Source organism: Aquihabitans sp. McL0605, assembly GCF_049993875.1.
Taxonomy (GTDB): Bacteria; Actinomycetota; Acidimicrobiia; order Acidimicrobiales; family Iamiaceae; genus Aquihabitans.
This window is the reverse complement of sequence record NZ_CP188252.1, coordinates 1,096,376-1,113,223: the sequence shown is the minus strand read 5'-3', so window position 1 is coordinate 1,113,223 and position 16,848 is coordinate 1,096,376. Positions and strand designations below refer to the sequence as shown.

Sequence of the window (16,848 nt, the reverse complement as noted above, 5' to 3'; positions counted from 1 at the left end):
CCTCCGCCGCCATCCAGATTCGCAGCGCCGGGGGACTGCCCCAGAACGCCGGGTTGAGGTCGCACCGATCGGCACGCGGAGGCACCCGGAGGCCATCGTGTGGCGCCCCGTGAGCTGGGTCAGGCGACTGCGTCGAGGGTGGCGAGTTGGGCGTCGGTGAGCGTGAGGGTTTGGGCCCCGAGATTGTCCTCGAGGTGACTGATCGACTTGGTGCCGGGGATCGGGAGCATGACGGGGCTCTTGTGCAGCAGCCAGGCCAGGGCGATCTGGCTCGGTGTGGCGCCGGTCTCGTCCTCGATGGCGGCCACCGGCCCGCCCGTCTTGGTGAGCTCGCCGGTGGCGATCGGGAACCAGGGGATGAAGCCGATGCCCAGCTCGTCGCAGCGGGCGAGCACGTCCTCGGACGCCCGGTCGATGAGGTTGTAGCGGTTCTGCACGGTGGCCACCTCGATCTGCTGGCGAGCGGCATCGAGCTCCTCGACCGAGATCTCCGAGAGGCCGATGTGGCGGATGACGCCCTCGTCCTGCAACTCCTTGAGCACGCCGAACTGCTCCTCGCGCGGCACGTCTGGGTCGATGCGGTGGAGCTGGAAGAGGTCGAGCCGATCCACGCCCAGACGCCACCGAGTGACCTCTGCTTCCTGGCGCAGGTACTCGGGACGGCCGAGCGGGTGCCACTCGCCGGGCCCGGTGCGCAGCAGGCCGGCCTTGGTGGCGATCGTGACACCGTCGTAGGGCGACAGGGCCTCGGCGATCAGCTCATCGGCCACGTACGGGCCGTACGAGTTGGCGGTGTCGATGAAGTCGACGCCGAGATCGACGGCCTTGCGCAGGACCGCCAGCGCCCCGGCCTTGTCCTCGGCAGGTCCCCACACGCCCTTGCCGGGCAACTGCATGGCGCCGTAGCCGAGGCGGTTGACCGTGAGGTCGCCCCCGATGGTGAAGGTGACGGCTGGGGATGCGGCCATGGGAGAGCTCCTGGATCAGTCGGGGCGGCCCAGGGTAGGGACGGCGCCTGCCGATCCCACGAGGATCCGGCGATGATCTGTCCCGTACCGCCGGATCCGGGTCGCACCGAGTGAATCCTCTCTGGGTCAAGAGGGTCTTCTGAGCCGTGTTGGGGCGCGTCGAGGAGACGGCGTGGCGTCGTGGTTCTAGCGTTGGGTCGGGTCCGGGAGTGACCTCGCCGAAGAGCCGGTCGTCAGGGATGTAGGGCCGGTCACGCTGGCGTTCGAGTCGTTCCCGTTTGTCCTCCCGGGCCCGTTTCAGCCGCGGGTGTTGGCGGCGTCGGCGACGAGGTGGCGGTAGGCGGTGTTGCTGAGCTGGCGCTTGAGGGCGCGCAGGGCTTCTTTCTTGGTCTTGCCGCCGGCGACGCGCCGGTCGAAGTAGGCGCGGCCTTCGCAGTGGGGTTGGCGGAGCTGGCAGATGGCGGCCATGTGCAGCGCGTTGTTGACGTTGCGGTTGCCGCGGGTCGACAGCCGGTGGACGGTGCGGCCGCCGGAGGAGAACTCGACGGGTGCGGTGCCGTTGTAGGCGGCGTAGCGATCGCGGTTGGCGAACCGGCTGATGTCGCCGCTGAACCCGATGAGCATCGCGGCGATGATCGGGCCGATCCCGAAGACGTCGGTGAGCGTCGTGCCTGATGCGGCGACGGCGGTGCGGATCCGTTTGTGCGATGCCTTGAGCTGCTCGTCGAGTCGGCGGATGTCGGCGAGGAGCTCGAGGGCCAGGTCGTAGCGGACCTGTTCGGCCGGCGTCGCCGGCGAGATCTCGGCGAGGAAGCGGTCCACGTCAGAGGCGTTGATCTCCTTGGCGATCCCGCCCGGATCGAGCTCGATCAGAAGGGCGTGCATCCTCGACACGACTCGGCAGCGGTGGCTGCCGATGTCGCGGTTGCGTTTGGCCAGCAGCCGCAGCACCTCGCTGTGACCGACCGGCCGGACGGGGTGCAGCCCGGCGGTGCGCAGGGCGGTGACGGCGACGGACAGGGCGTCGTTCGGGTCGTTCTTGTTGGTGTGGCCGGTGCCCAGCAGTCGGGTCCGCGACGCGAGCGTGGCGGGCACGTTGACGACGTGCTCACCGGTGGCGACGAGCTGCTGCGCCAGCAGGTAGCCCATGCCATCGGCGCCCTCGATCGCCCAGGTCCGGGCGGGGAACGGTTCCGCCCACGTCAGCAGGTGGTCGACTTGGGTTCGTGCCGCCCGGACCTTCTTGTGGTCGAGCTCCTGCTCGTTCGTGTCGATCGCGACTGCGGTGTGCGTGGCCTTGTGGGGGTCGACCCCGATGATCACTTGCATCCAACGTCCTCCGTGGCTCGTTCGGGTGGGGAACCGCGCCGGGCACTCCTGCTTCGGATCGGGTGCTGTTCCTCTCTCGAGCCACGACACGGCGAAGCCCCGACCGAGTCGCTCTTCGTTTAGAAGCCAGACTCGCGAACGAGCCGGCAGGCACTTAGCGAGCTACCTCGGCTGGGACCTCTCGAACGCTACGAACCATCCGCAACGCCCGCCTCAAGTCTCAAGCAGGGCACCTAGGGGCGGCCAGCTGCGGGCTCCTCAGGGGCGTCGCTGGTCGGCACTGGGGGCATCGGGTCTGCTCGAAATGGACGACCGAGTCGGCACCGTGCTGCTGCGGGACTCAATCCGTGGGGACGTAGCACCTGCCCTTCGCCTTGTAGTCAGCGTAGAGATGCCGGTTGTTCCCGGTCACGATGCCAGGCTCCTTGACAGCATCGAAGTCGACATACGCGTCGTCGTCGACATATGGGTCCTTCTTGGTGGTGCTGCCGCGATGGAGAACGACGTCGATCATCGACGGAAGATCGGTGCGGCCCATCCGAAGAACCCCGTCGTCCACGGTGATCTGCGACAGTTCGTACACGCGCCGACCGTCGGCCAGGTGTTCGACGAGCTCCGGCTCGAACGGGCCGTCGGGCAGGCGCCCGACATCGGATTCGGACGTGGCGTCGCGAAGCTCCATGCTCGTGACATGAGCTCTGGTTCAACATCGTCGAGCCGTAGCCGGCGACCTTCGGTCTCAGAAGATTCGGGCCATCAAGGACATTGGGGGGTAGTCCGTCCCGAGGCCGGTGCAGGCGCTCCGGGCGACATCATCGAACGAACGACAGCGTGCATGAGCGCCATGGTGCAGGCCGTCCACCGCGTCTGCCCCAGAACGCGGGGGAGTAGGTGCGGCTCACGGCACCGCAGGGCACCGTCACCCAGCTATGCATCCGCCGCCAAGGCGGAACGTGGTCAACACCCAGATCGCACCAGACCGTTCCCATCGCTCTGTCGTCTTGGCGCCTCGATGCCCGTAGCAGTCCTCGTACGTGACGCGGTCCGCTGGCTTCGGAAGAACGGCTAGCCGCGGGACGACGTGGGGGACCGCGAGGCTCAGGGCGAGGTAGAGCGCCAGACCGATCACGACCGCGACAGCCGCTCGTCGAAACCGTCGGTGGTGGCCGCTCTCCACAGGAGCGCCGAGGTCCGACTTGCTGTCCTGGAGATGCTCCGCCGCCGACGTCACCCACTTCCGATCGGCCTCCCCTCACGAACGTTGAGGAGGTGGCACCGGAGCGGCAAACGGAGGGTGCCCCCCCAACGCCGGGTCGTGGTCGCTGCCGATCGGCACCTCAGGGACACCTCCACCCGACTTGCTGGCCTGGTGCCAAGCCCAGCCACGCCCGGGCAGCGATAGCTTCGGGCGGGCCGCCCGAGGAGGACCCGAAGTGAGCCCTGTCCAGCCCCCAGCAGTGCCCCGCATGACCGACGGCTACGTCCGCACGATCGCTCAGGCGGCGTACGTGTGGGCCTGGCCCATGGTGAACATGCACAACCGGCGGGTGGCGTTCTCGCAGGTCCCCGAGCCGGGGCTGATGGGCGGGGTCATGCCCTGTGGCCCCTTGAACGAGATCGCGATGCTCACCGACTACATCACCCCCGACCAGAAGTTCGTGGCCTGCCCGAACCAGGACGTCGTGTACGGCTTCGGGATCTTGTCCCTCGACCTCGAGCCGGCGGTGGTCCAAGTTCCGGAGATGGGCGGCGACCGGTTCTGGGTGTACCAGATCGCCGATCAGCGCACCGACGCCTTCGGCGGCCTCGGCAAGCAGTACGGGACCGAGCCCGGGCACTACCTGGTGGTGGGGCCCGACTGGAACGGGGACGTCCCGGACGGCATCGCCGGTGTCCTCCACTCGCCAACGAACCTGGCGTGCTGCATCCCCCGCCTCTTCCTCGACGACACCGACGAGGACCGAGCGGCCGTCCAGCCGCTGCTGAGCCAGATCAGCGTCTACCCGGTGAGCCGCTACGACGGGACGATGAAGATCAAGGACTGGCACGCCATCCCCGAGTTCCCCGGCCAGGACACCGGCGGCGAGGAGATCCGCTGGGTCGACCCGGCCACGTTTTTCGAGTCGCTGCCCACCGTGCTCGATGACGTCCCACCGCTCCCCGGCGAAGAGGCCCTCTACGCCGCGGTCCGGGCGATCCTCGCCGCCGCCGAAGCCGACCCCCACGTCAAGGAGCTCCTGGACGAGGTCGCCAGCGAGACCGAACGCGACGTCGTGCACCCCCTCTTCCACTGGTCCAACGTCGGGCTCCCCGTCGGGGCCGGCTGGACCAGCCCCAAAACCAGCGCCGAGTTCGGCACCGACTACTACGCCCGCCTATCGGTCGCCCGCACCAACATCTTCGTCAACCTCCCGACCGAGACGACCTACTTCTACAACCAGGCCGACGACACCGGCGCCGACCTCCACGGCGACCACGCCTACACCGTCACGTTCCCCGCCGGCGGCCTCCCGCCCGTCCAGGGGTTCTGGTCGCTCACCCTCTACAACGAGCACCACTTCTTCGCCACCAACGACCTCGTCCGCTACTCGCTCGGCACCAAGAACGCCGACCTCGAGCACAGCGAAGACGGGTCCCTCACGCTTCACGTGCAGGCCACGCCGCCCGCCGAAGCCCCCCACGCCAACTGGCTCCCCGCTCCCGCCGGCCAGCCGTTCTCGCTCTACCTCCGGACCTACTGGCCCGCCGAAGCGGTCCTCGCCGGCGAGTGGGTCCCGCCCACCATCGCCAGAAGTGACCGCTGACCGATCCACGACAGGTCAACACGGGCCCGCTGCCTCGGGTGTCCCCGAACGCCGGCTCCGGGTCATGGGCGCTTACCGGCTGTACGGTCCGGTGTGGCCACCCCAGGTCTCGCGTTAGAACTCTGCGGATGCCAAACAGTTCCGACTCCTCGGCAATCCAGACGGGGTGGCCGGGCCGGCCTTCGGCGCCGCTCGTGGTCGGGTTGGGCGCATGCTTCGACCTGGCGTCTGACGATGGGAGCTGGCGCGCTGCGGTAGCGGAGGTTGGCAGGGATGTGGACCGGGACGGGCCTCATGGTTCGGGTCTGTCGTGGACGCGGGTGGAGGTTCCGTGTTCGGGTGGGCCGAAGTTGCGCGACATCGACCAGGGAGCAGTTCGCGCCGAGGACCTGGGAGAGCCGCTGGCGCGCTTCCCGAAGAAGCTCGAGCACGTCTACTTCGACGAGGCCCTCGGGTCGGCCCACGTCGGGGTCGGTCTGCGGACCTTCTTCCAGGCACCTCAGGTTGGCGTCATCGATGCTCGCTCGGTCGTCCCGGACGACGCGATCGACTCGGTGGCAGCTGCTCGTCTTGACCGACTGCGTGAGCTGGCCCGATGTGAGGCGATCGTCTCGGGCTTCGTGCACGTGGACACCTGTCACGACCCGTATCAAGAGATCTACGCGAGCGGAAACCTCCGGTCGGTGCCATCGATCTATGCGCCTGGCTACTACTGGGCGGTCTTGTTGACCCAGCCGCACATCAAAGCCCTCGGCGGCGCCGACGCGGTGATCGAGCGGGCGCCCGTATGGCGGGTGGAACCCATCCCACGCGGGACCCCAACCCTGCTGTGCGTCCTCACCGAATCGCCAGACGACCTCACCGAGGAGGCCGTCCGCGCCTGGCGAGAGTTCCTGCTCCCCGTCCTACCCTTCGCCGTCCCACGCCCCCTTGAGGGCACCCGGGAAGGGCGCGCGCCGCTGAGCCGACCCGTGTGGATCTTCGAGGGACCGGCTTTGCCGCGTTACTCGCTCACGGTCCTGCGAGGCCAGGTGAGCCATCCCATCGTGCTACCTGACATGCCCGTGCTCCAGCTCGAGGGCCCGAGCGTCCCACCCGAAGATCCCTCCGAGCCCGACGTGCTCCACTGCTCGATGCCGATGGGTCCTCGCTTCGATCTTGAGGTTCACGGACCGCTCATCCAGGCCGTCGTCGATGCCTGGCTCGAGATGGGACTCCGCGGCGACCTTCGCGATCTTGACGCTTCCCTGCGCAGTGTCAACGAAACCGTTGAGTTCCATGGCGGCGACGGTGACCCGGTGGTCATGGAGTGGGGGTTCGCACCTGGAACTGCGGACCCGATGACGGCACTCAACATCCTCCACGGAGCACTGCTACCCCTTGAGCGGTTCATCGGCGCCAGCATCATCGGCCACGCCATCACCCTCGACATCCGATAGGGCCACCTCCTGCACGAGATGCCCGGATGGTGCGGCGCAATCGCAGGCCTCAACCGACCATCGAAGCAGGAGGGTGGAGACCCTGATATCCCGAATCGGCGGCTCGGGGTCGACGCTGACCGGCACAGTGGGCCCAGCTGGTGCTTGGGCGCGATGCGCGGCCGGTAGCGTCTCGGCCCATGGCGCAGGAGGCCCCAAGAATCTCGTACGTTCGGCGCCTGTATGAGGACGACTTCGGGCGTGCAGGGATCGTCATGCTCGGACTCGCCGTCGTGTCGCTGATCCTCCGCAACTGGATTTTCGTGGGGCTCAGCACCGTCACCCTCATCGCTGCGATGGCCTCCCTCTGGGTGCGGGAGCATCGACGCGCAAGCGGGAGCTGACCCCCATCTGGGTCCTGGGGACCTGCCTCAGAACGCCGGGTAGCGGTCGTCGCCGACCGGCACCTCTGGGGCGCGACGAAGGCGCTCAGCCACACCCCACCGGGAGGTCGATCCCCGGGCGCGGCACAGGCTCGGCCTCTCCCTGCTCGATTGTCCAGTACGTCGGCTCGCGCTTGAGGAGGGAGCCGACCAGATCGCCCACCGACGTGGCGTACTGGTGGCTCATGGCGTTGAACGCCTCGTTCGCCGTCCGCAAGGTCCTCCGCTCCATCTCGCAGGCCATCAAGACCGATGTCGTCTGCGTGGTGCTCGAGCCTGGTCCGAATCCATCCGTCACCGACGGCCGGCCGCATCCCGGCGGGATGCGGGCCCCCGGCAGCGGCCGCACCTCGGGTTTCCCGGCGACGACGGTCCAGAGATCGGACTTCTCGTAGAGGAGTCCGACGTTGATCAGTTCGTCATCGGACTCCGGATACTGCCCGTTCACGTCCTCGTACTCATCTTGCGCCTGGCGGTACAGCTCGTAGTCCGCGTTGCACGTGGCGAGGTCGCCGGCCGAGGGAAGCGAGCCGCTCATCGACCCATCAACCCCTGCCGTCGTCGTGGGGGACCCTTGGTCCGTTGGCTTCGCCTTCCCGCCACCACATCCGGCGGTCATCAGGACCAACGCGGCCAACACGCATGCGAAGCGACCCACCTGAACCTCCCGTCCCCTCCCCGCGACGCCGGACAGTACCAATCGACCGACGCCAGCGCAGGAGCTGGCTTTAGTGTCCAGAACGTGCGGACCCGACGGAACCTTCTATTCGCTGCGTTGGCGGTCGGCAGCTTCCTCACCACCGCTGGTGCTTGTGGTGGCGACTTCCACCAGACGAATCGGGTGGTCTCGGCGACGCCCACGAAGGTTTGCGTGACCCGTGTGGATGACAAGGTGAAGCCGGACGGCTCAGCCTGGATCGACTGCTTCGATCCCCGATCTGTTGGCGCAGATGAGACCTTCAAGGTCGGCCAGTGCGTACGGACGGCCCGGCGGGCGGAGAGCGCGACCATCACCGGCGCAACCTCGACGGTCTGCCCGGAATAACTGCCCCCTATCGCCGAGTCAGGGTCGCGGTTGAAGTGCGTCGAGGCACGCGCCCCGGCGTTGGGTGCTGGTACTTTTCGGGCCGTGCCGATCGACTTGACGACTCCTGCGATGGTCGCGTTGAACCTCCTGATGGCGGGGGTGTTGGGTGCATGCCTGCTTGTCATCTGGAATGCCCGCCACAGCCTTGGCCTGCTGGTGTTTGCGACCGTCATCTCCGGTGCGGTGGGGGGCGTGGGCATCCCGTTCTTCGCCGTCCTGGCGGCGATCACGGTCACCGTGACCGACCGCAATGCGAACAAGCCGCCGAGGCAGCACGGCCGACTGATGGCGATGGTCCTGCGACACTTCCGCGGCCGACCAGATCCCGCGTCGGTGGACGGATCAGAGATCAGCCCCGTTCAGGTCTGACTCCGCCGAGTGCCCCAGATCGCCGGCTCTAGGCCATGGCAGAGCGGCACATCGGGCACGGTCGAGGTTGCCGATCTCTGACCAACTCGCGCTCTGGGACAGACCGAATCGCTACTTGGGCGGAAGTGACTTGGCGTAGGTGACCCCACGGTCGACCCAGGCCGCCAGCTGGGTGCGCCGCCCGAGGTTGGCCGTGTCGATGGCGAGCCAGCCGGTCATTCTCCGGCCGCGCATCTCCATCGGCTCGGCGTTGGTGCGGGCGACGAGTGCTTCGCTGTCAGCTGGATCGATGCGGACCATGAGGCCGCCGGTGCTCAATGGCGCGACTGCCATGTTCCCGTTCACCATGAACCCGAGGCCGCCGAACATCTTCTTCTCGGTCACGTTGGGCTCGGCGACCAGGAGATCTCGGATCCGTTCGGCCAGCTTCTCGTCGTAAGCCACCTCGTCATCGTACGGTCCGAACCTGAGGCCGTCCGAGGTGCCCCCGAACGCCGCCTCGGTGACGCGGCAGATCGAACTTCGAGGGTGTTCGGCGACGACGCCTCGAACCCACGAGGTACTTCGGGACGAGCGCGAACGGACCGCGGGATCAGTCAGGTCCGATGACGCAGAACTCGTTGCCCGCTGGATCCTGCAGGACCCGCGTCGTCCACTCACCGGCCTCGGTGTGGGAAACGGTCGAGGCCCCCGCTGCCAGCATCTCCTCGACGAGGGGCTGAGCGTGATCGACGAACAGGTCGAGGTGAAGTCGAGCCTTTGCTTCCTTCGGCTCCGGAACCGTCTGGAAGGTCAGGATCGGCGGCCCATCCGGGCCGTCATCGCCCCGCTCGATCGTCACGTAGGGGCTTCCCGGATTGCCAGGGCGTCGCGCGTACCCCAGGAAGCGCTCCCAGAACGAAGCCAACTGCGCCGCGTCAGCGCAGTCCACCGTGATGCCAACCTGGCGCAGAACCATGCAACTCCTCGGGTCATGTGGTCAGCCGAGGGTACGAGCGGTCCCCGCCGCGGACCAGCGACTTTCGACCGCCCCCGAACGCGCCGGGTGAGAGCCAGGGCAGACCGGCACCTCGAGGGCGCCCCGTGACCGACCGAGCGGCCTCAGCGGTGGAGGCGCCAGGCGGAGACGGCCACGAACACCGAGAGGGTTGACGGAACCACCATGAGGCCGAGGAGCCCCGCGCCCTTGCCGGTGAACGCCACCCAGCCCACGAGGTAGATCGTGGCGTAGACCATCCCGCCCGCGACGAACAGGGCGACGGCCGATCCCCACCGTCGCTTGGACACGATCCCGGCCGAGGCGACGGCGGACCCGATGATGCCGATCGCGATGTCGGCGAAGAGGAACGAGTCGGTCACCGCGTGCTGGCGCGTCGACATCTCGAACACCTTGCGGATCGCAGGCACGGCGGCCACCGCCACCCAGAAGCCGATGCCAGCCACCGCCTGCAACGCGAAGTACCCGGCGTAGACCCGTGTGGCCGTCTCGTCCACCGCGGCTCGCGCCGCATCGTCGTCGACACCGAGGGTCGGGGTGGTGACCACGAACCGACGGTACCGGCAGGCGCTGCCGTCGTCCCGGATGGGGGTCCAACGATCCCCTCACGAGGCCGCAGCACTGCCCAGAACCCGGCTCGGCGACACGCCGAACGCACGCACCTTCGTGGTGTGGACCCGGCTCAGCTGAGCTGTTGGGCGAGCCCGACGAGGATGCCCTCCGGCCCGCGGATGTAGCAGAGCCGATACATGGTCTCGTACTGGACCACATCACTGCTGACGAGCTGCGCGCCGTGCTTGCCCAGCCGGTCGAGCGTGTCGTCGATGTCGTCCACCGCGAACATCACTCGGAGGTAGCCCAGAGCGTTCACTGGGGCGTTCCGGTGATCGGCGACCACATCCGGAGCGAGGAAGCGCGAGAGCTCCAGGCGGCCATGGCCGTCCGGCGTGCGCATCATGGCGATCTCGACGCGCTGGTCACCTAGGCCGGTGACGCGCCCTGCCCACTCGCCCTCGACCATGGATCGGCCTTCCAACTCGAGGCCGAGCTCCTGGAAGAACTGGATCGCGGCGGCGAGGTCCTCGACGACGATGCCGACGTTGTCCATCCTGAGCGCCATGGGGCGAGGCTACCGAGCAGTCCTGTCCCCGCTTGATCGCTACTGGGGGAGCATGGCGGTTGCGGCGCGGCGCCCGAAGAAGGTTCCCTCCCCCAAGGAGATCCCGGAGCAGTACCGCTCCAGCGCGAGGCTCCCGGCGGCACGGCCGGCGGCGTAGAGGCCCGGCACCGTGGTGCCGTCCTGCCGGACGACCCGCGCATGGTCGTCGGTGACGGTGCCTCCGAGAGGGAACCCGGCGTAGAGGATGGTGGCGACGCGCAGGTCGATGGCCCCGAACGGGGCTTCGGTGAGCGGCACGACCCACTCGGATGCCTTGGCGAACTGCCGGTCCTCACCATGGGCTGCCGCCTCGTTGTAGGCCGCCATGGTCTCGGCCAGGCGAGCGGGCGGCAGACCGATCTCCTCGGCCAGCTCGGACCACGTCTCGCAGACGTTCTCGGCGCGCATGCCCATCCGGTTCACGACGTAGCGGGGCTCGTCGAAGAGGAGCCACGCCACGCCATCCTGCTCGGTGAGGATGGTCTGGCCGAGGTGGCCGAAGTAGGTGTCCTCGTTGATGAACCGCTCGCCGTGGCGGTTCACGATCACGCCGCGCACCACGGTCCGGGGCGGCGTGATGGGTACGGCGACCTCCATGGCGTCCATGCCCTCGATCGCGGCACCGAGGCCCTGCGTCACGCGCAGCGCCCAGCCGTCGTCGGCGTCGGTGCCGAGGCGCCAGCCGATCTCGAGGAGGAGCGGGGTGTGCTCAGCGAGCAGCGCCTCGTTGTACGCCCACCCGCCCGACGCCAGCACGACGCCCCGCCGGGCCCGCAGCGCGTGGAGCTCGCCATCCACCCGGACCGTGACGCCGACGACCTGGTCGCCGTCGACCACGAGCCGCTCGGCCCGGTGATCGGTCAGCACCCGAGCCGACGTGCGCTCCAGCGCGTCGCGGAGGCGTTCGACGAGGAACCAGCCGGCGGCGTTCGGCGTTGCCGGGACGTGGCCGCGCGCCACCGGCCGGTGCTGCTGACGGTAGGGGTTGGCGTCTTCGCCGCCGCTGTAGATGAGGCCTTCGGTGCCTGGCGGCTCCATGCCCGGCTCGTCCCAGAACACCGGCTCGAACGCCACGCCGTGGCGGACCAGCCAGTCGTGGTGGTCGATGCTCCCGGCGCAGTAGGCGGTGAGTCGCGGATCATCGGCCGGCCGCCCCAAGGCGTCGGCGAGGAACGCTCGCATCTCGCTGGGGGTGTCGGACACGCCGGCGCCAAGCTGCGTCGCCGTGCCACCACCGAGGTAGAGGATCCCGCCTGCGTTCGCGGAGGTGCCCCCACCGCCGCTGCGGTCGAGCGCGATCACGTCGGCGCCGCGCTCTGCCGCCTCGATCGAAGTGGCCAGCCCGGCCGCACCCAAGCCGACCACGATCACGTCGGCCTCGTCGGACCACCCGTCCTCGAGGTCGTCGACAGCGAGCGGCGGGATCGGATCGGCGAGAGCGTCAGACACGGTGAACGTCTATTGCGAGGAGCTGGTGGCGGGCAAGTCTCACACCAGCCCTGACTCGACCGCTCGAAGACGCTCGACGCTGGCACCTCACATCAGGCGGCACCTCGGGCGGGCCGGTATCGCATGGCGACCGCACCGGACCGGAACTCCTGGCGATCCACGAGCTCGAGCTGGATGCGCTCGCGCAGGCCGGCGAGCAACGTCGGACCGTGTCCGGCCAGGACCGGCTGCACGAGGAACTCGTACTCGTCGATCAGTCCCAGGTCTGCCAACGCCAGGGGGAGCGTCACGCCCCCCACGAACAGGCCCTCACCTGGCTCCTGCTTGAGCCGCTGAACCGCCTGGCCCAAGTCGCCCGGCACCAGCTCGGCGTTCCAATCGACCCCGCTCAGCGTGCTCGACACGACGTACTTCTTCGCCCCGTCGATGGCCTCGGCGAACGGGATCTCCCGCTCACCCATCCAGTCCGGCCACGTGCCCGTGGCCGGCCGCCGCCACGCCGACTCCATCATCTCGTAGGTCACCCGGCCGAACAGCAGGGCATCGGCTCGTTCCATCCCCGCGGTCCAGTAGCGCATCGATTCGTCGTCGGGCGGGAGCCCTGCCTCGTGATGGCAGCAGCCATCGAGCGTGACGTTGATCGAGTAGCGAAGTGGTCTCATCTCGTTGCTCTCCCTTGATGCCGCTCCGGACGTGCGCCGGACGCTACCCAGACGACTGCCGGCACGATTTCTCATCGGCGCCCGATCGCACCTGCGCAACACCACCGTGGCGTGGACCACACCGCAGGCCGAGCGCGCGACCGGTCGAGCGCTCGGCGCTCAGGAGACGTCGCGCTCGGCCTTGATCGTGTCCGTGTCGTTGAGGCGGACGAGCAGCTCGCGGAGCTGGGAGTACGACGCGGTGCCGAGCTCGACCTCGAGCTCCTTCTCGATCTGGGTCACGGTGCGGCGGATGATCCGTCGGAGCCCTTCGCCCCGCTCGGTGAGCTGCACCCGCTTCGATCGCTGATCGTCGGGATCGTCGCTCCGGTAGATGTAGCCAGCCCGTTCGAGTTGGCCGAGGAGGTAGTTCATCGCTTGCTTCGTGGTCCCGACGTCGGCGGCGAGGTCGGATGGGCGGCGACCGTCCGGGCCGGGGTACCGCAGCACCGCCAGGTGGGCCGGCACCAGGTCCGTGAAGCCCGCTTCGTGCGCTTCGCGCAGGATCCGCAGGTGCACCGCCTCGGCCGGTCGTCGGACGAGCGCACCGATCAGCGGTGGGGCAGGCTCCCTCGTCATCGATCTCATTATAAAGCCACTTTACTACTGAGGAGGACATTGGTACAGTGGCTTTACCAGACCTGTGAGAGGAGCCCTCTGTGGCCAAGGCATCGAAGGCATTGATCGAGTCCCCCGGCATCGACGTCCAGTTCCTCGTGGATGCCGAGGATTCGGGCGGGAGCACGACCGCATTCATCGCTCGCGTCAGTCCGGGCGCCCGGACACCGCCGGCGCACAAGCACGACGACTGGGATGAGACCGTCTACTGCACGCAGGGGACGATGACCTACGTCATCGACGGAGACAAGGTCGACCTCGAGCAGGGGCAGGCGGTCTGCGTCCGGCGGGGCCAGACCCACAAGTTCGACAACCACACGGCCGACGACGCGTGGATGCTCGTCGTGTCGACGCCTGGCCTGTTCGAGGAGGACTACTTCCTCAGCATCGCCGAGATCCTCAACGCCGCCACCGACGGACCTCCCGACTTCGCTGCGCTTCTCGCCGTGCAGGCCCGCCACGGCGTCACGGTGCTTCCAGGCTGAGGCCACCGGCGTTCGTGGCCGCCCTCGAACGCCGGGTTCGCTCCCGTTGGTCGGCGATCGCGGTCCTAGGGTCTCGCCATGACCGATTCCACCCCCACGGCCATCGACCTCGTCGGTCGGGCGTACCTCTACTACTACCCCCTCGTCGAGAACCTGGCGCAGGTCGAGCGGTACGTGACGACCGGTGTCGGGTCCAACCCGGCGGCACCGTTCAACTCGTTCTCCCACGCCCGGAAGCTGGCGGACGAGACCGACACGTTCGTCACGATCAACAACGACACCGTGTACTCGATGGGGTCCCTCGACCTCTCGGTCGGCCCGCTGCGCCTCGAGGTGCCGCCCACCGGCGACCGCTACCACGTGCTGCAGTTCGTCGACGCCTGGACCAACAACTTCGCCTACATCGGCACCCGCGCCACCGGCAACGACGGCGGCACCTACCTGATCACCCCTCCCGGCTGGACCGGCGACGTCCCCGAAGGCCAGACCCAGATCGCCGCGCCCACCACGATCGTGTCGATCGTCGGCCGGTTCGCCTGCGACGGTCCCGACGACATCGGCGGCGTCGCCGCGCTGCAGGACCAGCTCGTCCTCACACCGGTCGCAGCCGACGCCGTCGCGCCGACGGGCATCCCCACCCCAGCCCCCGGTGTCGACCCGGCGATCGCCTTCCTCGAGCAGGCGCGCGTGCTGTCCCAGGCGTTCCGCGCCACCCCCGGTGACCTGGCCTACGCCGCCCAGTTCGCACCGCTCGGCGTCGACGAGGCGGCGAGCCCGTACGTCGATGCCGATCCGACCCTCGTCGCCGACCTGGCGGCCGGCCTCGACGCGGGCAAGGCGCAGATGGAGCAGACCAGCCACCACGGGCACGCCCCGGTGGTCAACGGCTGGACCGTCGGACTCCACATGTTCGACTACAACCTCGAGGTCCTGGGCCTCGGCACGATCGACGAGCCGGCCTGGAAGATGGCCTACCCCGACGATACCCGCTACGTCCTGCGCGCCGTCGCCGACCGCCTCGGTCTCTGGGGCAACCACGGCTACGAGGCCGTCTACTGCCAGGCGTTCACCGACATCGACGGCGAACCGCTCGTCGGGGCCAGCAGCTACACCATCGACTTCGACCAGGACCCGCCCGTCGGGGCGTTCTGGTCGATCACCATGTACGACATCCCGGACTACTACCTGGTGGCGAACCCGATCCGCCGCTTCTCGATCGGCGACCGGACGGCCGGCATCCAACGCGACGGCCAGGGCACCCTCACGTTGACGATCACCCACGACGAGCCCACGGACCCGACCGCACGGGCGAACTGGCTGCCCGCCCCCGGCGGCAGCTTCCGGCTCGTCTTCCGGCTCTACATCCCCGGCCCCCCGATCCTCGACGGCAGCTACGACTTCCCGCCGATCCGCAGAAGCCGCTGATCCACGCCCCACCTGCCGCACCTCGGGGCACCGATCGTTCTGGCCTGCTCCTGCGTCAGAGGACGACAGAGGAGGAGGTCACCTGCGGGTCGTGGCTCCACCGCAAACCAGAAAGGATCGCAATACGATGCAAGCGGTGGTGACCGAGCCCGATGCCTTGGGTGACACCCCACCGACCGGGAAGCGACAGAAGGGAAGGCCGATGGAACCTCACGCTGAACCCGAGCAGTGTGTCGTCGGAGGCTGCGATGCCGCCGTCCGACGAACGTCGTACCCGGCCGGAGCTGGTCGGTCCCCCGATCACGCCAAGTGCGACCGAGGACACCGGCTGCACTGGGTCGACGGCCACGGCTGGCAGGCGAACAGCACGACCTCGACCGGCGAATCCGACCGCTGAGCGGCTGCTGCGCCCTCAGCCTGTGAGCGCACGGCGTCGGTCTCACCGCTGCCGGTGTTCCCGCCAGTCGTCGCGGGAAGGGTCAGCCCCCACCTACGCTTCGGTGCGTGGGCGCTACGAACCGCTGTGCCAGGTGCGGGCGGCCGCTCGACACGCAGTGGACGCCCACGGCTGAAGGTGAGCTGTGCTCCTGGTGCACGACCGGGCACGGGCCGGGCTGGATGGAGGAACCCGAACCGGACGGGTTCGTGGGGCGCGGCCTGGCGCGCGCCCGGGCGTTCTTCAAGAAGCACGGCAGGCAGTCGATGCGGTGATCGCGTCGAGCTCGTCGGCCTCCCGACGTCGGTAGCGGTCGCCGCCTGATCAGCGGACCCTCGACCTCGGTGATGTCGTCGAGGCCGATCAGTGCGTTCGGCCCAGGGGTGACGACGTCTCAGAGGAAGGCGGCGAGCACCTCTCGAATGCCCTCGGGGAGGTACGTCTCGACGGGGGTCTCTTCGGCTTCGACGAGGTCGGCGAGGGTGTTCGACACCTCCGCGGGGTCGAGCTGGTCGGTCAGGATGATCTGGCGCACGAGCGTGTGGATCTCGGTGGTCGCCGTGTCCCCGTCCTCGATGAAATCGGCGGCGCCGTTCACCATCTGGTCGTTGAAGCCGGTGTCGTAGGGGCCGGGGTTGACCTTGGTGACGTCGATGCCGTGCGGTGCGAGCTCGGCGCGCAGCGACTTCGTGAACGCTTCCACCGCGTGCTTGGTCATGCTGTAGGGCGACCCGAGCGGCGACGCGAGGATGCCCGCGACGGACGAGACGTTGATGATGCGTCCCCAACCGCGCTCGCGCATGCCGGGGATGACGGCTTGCGAGAGCGCGACCATGCCGAAGACGTTGACCTCGAAGGTGCGGCGGACATCGGTCATCGGAACCGAGGCCATCGGACCGACCAGGCCGAGACCCGCGTTGTTGATCAGGACGTCGATCCCAAGGTCGGCGGCGCCTTCGACATCAGCGGCATCGGTGACGTCGAGCTTGATCACCGTCAGCTCTGGGTGCTCGGCACCGAGCGCTTCAGCCTGCTGGTCCGTCTCGCAGCCGGCGACCACGTCGTGGCCTCGACGGGCGAGCTCGATGGCCGCGCCTTTGCCGAACCCGGACCCGGCCCCCGTGATCAGGACCCTTCTGCGCGTGGTGTCTGCCATCGTT

The 16,848-nt window shown here is 68.5% G+C and carries 18 protein-coding genes; 6 read left to right on the top strand and 12 right to left on the bottom strand.

Annotated elements, in window-relative coordinates; translation table 11 throughout:
* Positions 1 to 119 precede the first annotated feature (119 nt).
* The 3 genes from ACPPVX_RS05050 to ACPPVX_RS05040 all read right to left on the bottom strand — a co-directional run bounded on the left by ACPPVX_RS05050 (position 120) and on the right by ACPPVX_RS05040 (position 2,979).
* Positions 120 to 968 carry an aldo/keto reductase gene (locus ACPPVX_RS05050; protein ID WP_426573806.1) on the bottom strand — a complete coding sequence of 283 codons (849 nt, stop codon included), beginning with the start codon at positions 966 to 968 and terminating at the stop codon, positions 120 to 122.
* 297 nt (positions 969 to 1,265) lie between these two features.
* Complete coding sequence (locus ACPPVX_RS05045) at positions 1,266 to 2,297, bottom strand: IS110 family transposase (RefSeq protein WP_426573805.1); 1,032 nt, start codon at positions 2,295 to 2,297, stop codon at positions 1,266 to 1,268.
* Between the two features lie 340 nt (positions 2,298 to 2,637).
* The gene (locus ACPPVX_RS05040) at positions 2,638 to 2,979 is read right to left on the bottom strand and encodes a hypothetical protein (RefSeq protein WP_426573804.1); all 342 of its coding nucleotides are present in this window, start codon (positions 2,977 to 2,979) and stop codon (positions 2,638 to 2,640) included.
* 784 nt (positions 2,980 to 3,763) lie between these two features.
* Between ACPPVX_RS05040 and ACPPVX_RS05035 the strand changes: the two genes are divergently transcribed.
* The 3 genes from ACPPVX_RS05035 to ACPPVX_RS05025 all read left to right on the top strand — a co-directional run bounded on the left by ACPPVX_RS05035 (position 3,764) and on the right by ACPPVX_RS05025 (position 6,923).
* Complete coding sequence (locus ACPPVX_RS05035; protein ID WP_426573803.1) at positions 3,764 to 5,101, top strand: DUF1254 domain-containing protein; 1,338 nt, start codon at positions 3,764 to 3,766, stop codon at positions 5,099 to 5,101.
* A gap of 350 nt (positions 5,102 to 5,451) precedes the next feature.
* Positions 5,452 to 6,540: a hypothetical protein gene (locus tag ACPPVX_RS05030; RefSeq protein WP_426573802.1), complete on the top strand. Its 1,089-nt coding sequence runs from the start codon at positions 5,452 to 5,454 to the stop codon at positions 6,538 to 6,540.
* A 179-nt stretch (positions 6,541 to 6,719) separates the two neighbouring features.
* Positions 6,720 to 6,923, top strand: coding sequence for a hypothetical protein (locus ACPPVX_RS05025; RefSeq protein ID WP_426573801.1), 204 nt, complete (start codon positions 6,720 to 6,722; stop codon positions 6,921 to 6,923).
* Positions 6,924 to 7,008: 85 nt separating this feature from the next.
* Here ACPPVX_RS05025 and ACPPVX_RS05020 read toward each other — a convergent pair whose 3' ends face one another.
* Positions 7,009 to 7,602 (bottom strand): hypothetical protein, encoded by a 594-nt coding sequence (locus ACPPVX_RS05020; RefSeq protein WP_426573800.1) that lies wholly within the window; start codon positions 7,600 to 7,602, stop codon positions 7,009 to 7,011.
* 489 nt (positions 7,603 to 8,091) lie between these two features.
* Between ACPPVX_RS05020 and ACPPVX_RS05015 the strand changes: the two genes are divergently transcribed.
* On the top strand, positions 8,092 to 8,418 hold the full coding sequence (locus ACPPVX_RS05015; RefSeq protein WP_426573799.1) for a hypothetical protein: 327 nt from the start codon (positions 8,092 to 8,094) through the stop codon (positions 8,416 to 8,418).
* Between the two features lie 111 nt (positions 8,419 to 8,529).
* On the opposite strand, the gene ACPPVX_RS05010 is transcribed toward ACPPVX_RS05015, so the two are convergent.
* The 7 genes from ACPPVX_RS05010 to ACPPVX_RS04980 form a co-directional block, all read right to left on the bottom strand.
* The gene (locus tag ACPPVX_RS05010) at positions 8,530 to 8,862 is read right to left on the bottom strand and encodes a TfoX/Sxy family protein (protein ID WP_426573798.1); all 333 of its coding nucleotides are present in this window, start codon (positions 8,860 to 8,862) and stop codon (positions 8,530 to 8,532) included.
* A 148-nt stretch (positions 8,863 to 9,010) separates the two neighbouring features.
* Complete coding sequence (locus ACPPVX_RS05005) at positions 9,011 to 9,376, bottom strand: VOC family protein (protein ID WP_426573797.1); 366 nt, start codon at positions 9,374 to 9,376, stop codon at positions 9,011 to 9,013.
* Between the two features lie 143 nt (positions 9,377 to 9,519).
* The gene (locus ACPPVX_RS05000; RefSeq protein WP_426573796.1) at positions 9,520 to 9,963 is read right to left on the bottom strand and encodes a hypothetical protein; all 444 of its coding nucleotides are present in this window, start codon (positions 9,961 to 9,963) and stop codon (positions 9,520 to 9,522) included.
* A 134-nt stretch (positions 9,964 to 10,097) separates the two neighbouring features.
* Positions 10,098 to 10,535, bottom strand: coding sequence for a VOC family protein (locus tag ACPPVX_RS04995; protein ID WP_426573795.1), 438 nt, complete (start codon positions 10,533 to 10,535; stop codon positions 10,098 to 10,100).
* Positions 10,536 to 10,574: 39 nt separating this feature from the next.
* Positions 10,575 to 12,023 (bottom strand): FAD-dependent oxidoreductase, encoded by a 1,449-nt coding sequence (locus ACPPVX_RS04990; protein ID WP_426573794.1) that lies wholly within the window; start codon positions 12,021 to 12,023, stop codon positions 10,575 to 10,577.
* A gap of 92 nt (positions 12,024 to 12,115) precedes the next feature.
* Positions 12,116 to 12,685, bottom strand: coding sequence for a dihydrofolate reductase family protein (locus ACPPVX_RS04985; protein WP_426573793.1), 570 nt, complete (start codon positions 12,683 to 12,685; stop codon positions 12,116 to 12,118).
* A gap of 159 nt (positions 12,686 to 12,844) precedes the next feature.
* On the bottom strand, positions 12,845 to 13,303 hold the full coding sequence (locus ACPPVX_RS04980; protein WP_426573792.1) for a MarR family winged helix-turn-helix transcriptional regulator: 459 nt from the start codon (positions 13,301 to 13,303) through the stop codon (positions 12,845 to 12,847).
* A gap of 80 nt (positions 13,304 to 13,383) precedes the next feature.
* Here ACPPVX_RS04980 and ACPPVX_RS04975 point away from each other — a divergent pair, with 80 nt between their 5' ends.
* Both ACPPVX_RS04975 and ACPPVX_RS04970 read left to right on the top strand, forming a co-directional pair.
* Complete coding sequence (locus ACPPVX_RS04975; protein ID WP_426573791.1) at positions 13,384 to 13,827, top strand: cupin domain-containing protein; 444 nt, start codon at positions 13,384 to 13,386, stop codon at positions 13,825 to 13,827.
* Between the two features lie 78 nt (positions 13,828 to 13,905).
* On the top strand, positions 13,906 to 15,252 hold the full coding sequence (locus ACPPVX_RS04970; protein ID WP_426573789.1) for a DUF1254 domain-containing protein: 1,347 nt from the start codon (positions 13,906 to 13,908) through the stop codon (positions 15,250 to 15,252).
* 830 nt (positions 15,253 to 16,082) lie between these two features.
* Here ACPPVX_RS04970 and ACPPVX_RS04965 read toward each other — a convergent pair.
* Complete coding sequence (locus ACPPVX_RS04965) at positions 16,083 to 16,844, bottom strand: SDR family NAD(P)-dependent oxidoreductase (RefSeq protein WP_426573788.1); 762 nt, start codon at positions 16,842 to 16,844, stop codon at positions 16,083 to 16,085.
* Positions 16,845 to 16,848 lie beyond the last annotated feature (4 nt).